The sequence below is a fragment of the Dietzia sp. CQ4 genome (genome assembly GCF_014145125.1).
In the GTDB taxonomy this organism is placed as follows: Bacteria; Actinomycetota; Actinomycetes; order Mycobacteriales; family Mycobacteriaceae; genus Dietzia; species Dietzia natronolimnaea.
On the sequence record NZ_JAALDZ010000245.1, the window covers coordinates 1 to 4,077 of the forward strand.

Here is a 4,077-nt window from a genome sequence, read left to right on the forward strand (position 1 = left end):
TAGACCCGGTCGCACTCCCCCACCGCCTCGAGCTGACGCGCCTCGTTCTGATCTGCGGCCGACACCCGCACGTACGCCACCCGCTGCCCGCGCGGACGCGAGACCCGGCGAGCTGGCTTCGGCTTCGGCTCCGGTTTCCCTTCGATGATGTTTTCCGAGTCCGTCGACTCCACCCGAAGGTTCCAGCCCAACTCGTCCCGGCGGCGGAACCGGGTTCGCACGCTCCCGCGGCTGACGATGAGCACCTCCTCGCCACCATCACCAGAACGGTTGAGCAACGTCCCGATTCGATCAGCCATGAGGAGACCCTTTCGTCCGGAATCTGTATCAATAGATCCTAAACCCGACGGGATGGCGTTTCATAAGTATCGAACTAGACCCTGTGACACAGCGGCGTTGGTTGGCGCCCCTTCGTCCCACACGGGTGTACCGGTAAATCGCACTGCTCGGTGGCGGCGTTCTAGCGGCGATACCTGACGGCGCCACCTGCATTAAGGCTCGAGCGCCTCGAGGGCTCGGGCGGCTTGCTGGTGGCGGTAGAGGGTGGCGCGGGACCATCCGACCAAGCTGGCCGCTTCGGCGGCGGTGCGGCCCTTTCTTCGGACGTCCTGGGCGATGTCGAGTTTTTCGGCGATTACTGCGGGATCGACCGGGGGCCGACCGAACCTCGTGCCGTTCTGCTTCGCCGCGGCGATGCCGGCGTTGACGCGTTCAGTGATGAGCTCGCGCTCGTACTCGGCCAGGGTGGCGAACATGCCCAGCATCAACCGGCCGGAGGTGGTCTCCGGGTCGATGCCGTCCGAGAGCGACCGAATCTTCACGCCCTTGTCGCGAAGCAGGTTCACGGTATTGAGGACATCGATCAGGGAGCGGCCGAGGCGGTCAATGCGCCACACCACGACGGTATCGCCGGGCTCGATGTAGTCCATCAGCCGCTTCATCCCCGGGCGCTCGATCGCGGTCCGGCTCCCCGAGGTGACGTCGGAGAAGACGTCGCGCTTCTGAACCCCGGAATCTACGAGTGCATCCAACTGCAACTGCGCGTCCTGACTCGCGGTACTGACGCGGGTGTACCCCAGATGCCTCATGGCCCGATTCTGCCCCATAAACCCCTACCGAGGCCGATCCTGAGACGAATGTCGCCAAGATGACTTAATGAGACACCGGTGGGTGGCCGTAGAGCCAGGAAAACTGCTCAAAAGTGGTCACTGTCCTGGACGGTGTCGGGTGTCTTGAAAAACCTTTAGGTTTTTAAGGCGCTGTCCCAACAGTTCAGCAGACGATGTATAGTTCAGTAAGTGCTGACTTTTGTTTCTCGTGTGGATGTGATGAACCGGTTAGGGCGGGCGATGGCCGACCCGACGCGGTCCCGGATACTGCTGACTTTGCTGCAGCAGCCGGCCTACCCGGCGGAGCTGGCCCGCGATTTGGAGCTGACACGGTCGAACGTGTCGAACCATCTGGCATGCCTGCGCGACTGCGGGATCGTTGTCGCAGTGCCCGAAGGCCGCCAGACCCGGTACGAGATCGCAGACCCGCACTTGGCGCGGTCGCTATCCTCCTTGGTCGAGGTCACCCTCGCGGTCAACGAAAACGCCCCCTGCTTGGAGCCCGACTGCTCAGTGCCGGGTTGTCACGCCACGGAGGTGCAGGCGTGATCCTGTCCTCGGCCCTGCAGGCGATCGGCCTGTTCATTGCCACCAATATCGACGACATCATCGTCCTGTCGCTGTTTTTCGCCCGCGGAGCAGGCCAACGCGGCACCACCGCACGCATTCTGGCCGGCCAGTATCTTGGCTTCGTCGGCATCCTCGGCGCCGCAGTGCTCGTCTCCCTGGGCGCGGGAGCCTTCCTGCCCCCGGGGGCCATCCCTTACTTCGGGCTGATCCCACTGGGCTTGGGACTGTGGGCCGCGTGGCAGGCCTGGCGCGGGGACGATGATGACGACGACGATGCAAAGGTCGAGGGCAAGAACGTCGCCGTGTGGACCGTGGCCGGCGTAACCTTCGCCAACGGCGGCGACAACGTCGGCGTCTACGTCCCCGTCTTTCTCAACGTGGGCACGGGAGCCGTAGTTACCTACTGCATCGTGTTCCTGGTGCTGGTGGCGGGACTGGTGGGCCTGGCCAAGTTCGTCGCCACCCGCCGACCGATCGCCGAAGTCCTAGAGCGCTGGGAACATATCCTGTTCCCGACTGTCCTGATCGGCCTGGGCGCCTTCATCCTGATCAGCGGCGGAGCATTCGTACTCTGACAAAACCGACGCAAACCCCACCACGCACCCGTGAGCCGCCGACTCGCTCTAATTCTTCCGGCCAAAACGCCCGATTGGTACGTCGCCAAGAAGTAGCCACAGAAGACCGCCACAGAGCGATCAAGTCCACAGGCAGCTCTCGCCTCACAGAGACGTCTCATACGGGTGTACCCCAACGGGACCCTCCAAACTGGGCGCTTACTGCCGCGCCTGCCTGCCGCCTTAGGCAGTTTTATGCCAATACATAGAACGGGGCAGTTTGTCCAACACGTAAGATCCTGCATGACGGGACTTTAGTTGTTGGAGGTTTCATGACCGTTGATGCAGCCGCACTAGTTCAGGAGCTTGGGATGCGGATATCCGAAGGCTCCCTAGTGGCGAAGGTGAACGCCCCGGTTCTAGTCAGTCTGTCGTAGGCAGCACGGCCTCCAGCGGCACCAGTTCTGCGACAGCATCCTCGATCTCTTGGGAGATTCCGGCCGCCACCAGGGCAGCGGCAACCTTCTTGCGTGCGGCCTGAAAGGTGCGAACTCCAGAAATATCCACTGAAGCTGCCTCCTTCTCAGATTGCGCACCGAGGTTGGCGAGTCTCGCATGGAGGCTGTCCGCAGAATCGAACCTCGGGAAGGGGACCGCGAAGACATTCTTGTCAAAGTCGCGCGTCCCGAATAGACCCAGCGCCTGAAGCGGTTTGACTCGCTCAAGGAGCGTCGAGGAGTTGAGAATTGCACACAAATAGTGGCCTTCCGCTTCAGCCGCCACCGGCACCCAGTAGAGCTTGTGGTCAATGACTGCGGAACCGTCACGCACCACAGCGGCGGCCAGAGTATTGCCGGACTTCGTATAGACCACTCTCAGCGCTGACAGTGGAAGCTGCGCAGATAGTTGGCCGTGGTAGTCGATGCGGTCGAGTAGATGCACCTTGTCCGAAGCTGGCTTGTGTGTGTTCCAGGTGGACTCGGCCTGGTTCCACCACCCGGAGAGACCCGGATACTCGGCGAGCTTCCCAGGGGACAGGATGCTGCCATTGTCGATGGGAAGGACCGCTTGCCTGGGGGTAACGCATCGGTGGGGCAGCACAGTCTCGCCGAGATAAACCGGTCGCACGAAACGCTGCTCTACCCTGCCCGTCAGTGACGGTTGAGATTTATATGGCTCCTTCTCCTGTGATGTTCGAAAAGAGGTCACTGCGACCCGCCCGGCGCCCGCGCCAAGCGGGCCTGCCTCTGCCTTTTCCACGAAGATCAACAATCGCGGATAAAGGATCGCACCATTGCGGAACATCGACTTGTACGGCGAGGGGGCGGGCTCGTCTCCGTCGCCAAGCGCCGTCACCGTTCCTGGCGACCTAGTGGTTCGCTCTGCGACTTCGCTCCACGGGAGGTCCGCACTGGAAAGTCGGTTGGACCACTTGACTGTCTGAAGCGGTACTGCGGTTGCCACTTCAGCTCTGCGTCCGCGGATGACGCAGGAGACCATTGGGAACCCGGTCGCGGCTTCGGCCAGGTCCCAGCTCTGTTCAAAAGCCACAGTCAGGTGATCGCCGGTTCCCGCTGCCCATTTTCCGCTGCGAAACCCGGAGTGCGGCCTGCGGGTGATGGTGCCGTGCGGCATAACGAATCCGAACTGACCGCCGTCGCGCAGATACAGCTCCACTGCCCGTACAACGAACAAAGTCGACAGGTCCCGAGCAGAAGCGCCGAGTCCCTTGTTGAGCAGGTTTCGTGTCTTAGCGAGCGTCTTGTACCGCGTTTGCATTGCCTCGGTCATCTTCGAGTAGGGTCAAGCCCCTGGAAGTGGTGTAACTGAATGGTGATCCTTCG

At 62.0% G+C, this 4,077-nt stretch carries 4 protein-coding genes and 1 pseudogene; 2 read left to right on the forward strand and 3 right to left on the reverse strand.

The features are described from left to right. Together G6031_RS13620 and G6031_RS13625 are read right to left on the reverse strand one after the other, a co-directional pair. Nucleotides 1-299 (reverse strand): annotated as a pseudogene (locus G6031_RS13620) (recombinase family protein); the annotation flags it as partial. A 192-nt stretch (nucleotides 300-491) separates the two neighbouring features. Next, nucleotides 492-1,088, reverse strand: a complete 597-nt coding sequence (locus G6031_RS13625; protein ID WP_182653546.1) for a recombinase family protein — start codon at nucleotides 1,086-1,088, stop codon at nucleotides 492-494. Nucleotides 1,089-1,298: 210 nt separating this feature from the next. Here G6031_RS13625 and G6031_RS13630 point away from each other — a divergent pair, with 210 nt between their 5' ends. Together G6031_RS13630 and G6031_RS13635 are read left to right on the forward strand one after the other, a co-directional pair. After that, nucleotides 1,299-1,658 carry a metalloregulator ArsR/SmtB family transcription factor gene (locus tag G6031_RS13630; protein WP_069389585.1) on the forward strand — a complete coding sequence of 120 codons (360 nt, stop codon included), beginning with the start codon at nucleotides 1,299-1,301 and terminating at the stop codon, nucleotides 1,656-1,658. Beyond that, complete coding sequence (locus G6031_RS13635; protein ID WP_182653547.1) at nucleotides 1,655-2,254, forward strand: cadmium resistance transporter; 600 nt, start codon at nucleotides 1,655-1,657, stop codon at nucleotides 2,252-2,254. Before G6031_RS13630 ends, G6031_RS13635 begins: the two co-directional genes overlap by 4 nt. A gap of 402 nt (nucleotides 2,255-2,656) precedes the next feature. Here the strand turns inward: G6031_RS13635 and G6031_RS13640 are convergent, their stop codons facing one another. Then, nucleotides 2,657-4,024: a hypothetical protein gene (locus tag G6031_RS13640; RefSeq protein ID WP_182653548.1), complete on the reverse strand. Its 1,368-nt coding sequence runs from the start codon at nucleotides 4,022-4,024 to the stop codon at nucleotides 2,657-2,659. Between the last annotated feature and the right edge of the window lie 53 nt (nucleotides 4,025-4,077).

What these genes read in the sequence shown, in the direction of transcription:
- G6031_RS13625 (WP_182653546.1), bottom strand. Translation starts at nt 1,088, where the DNA reads ATGAGGCATCTGGGGTACACCCGCGTCAGTACCGCGAGTCAGGACGCG.
- G6031_RS13640 (WP_182653548.1), bottom strand. Translation starts at nt 4,024, where the DNA reads ATGACCGAGGCAATGCAAACGCGGTACAAGACGCTCGCTAAGACACGA.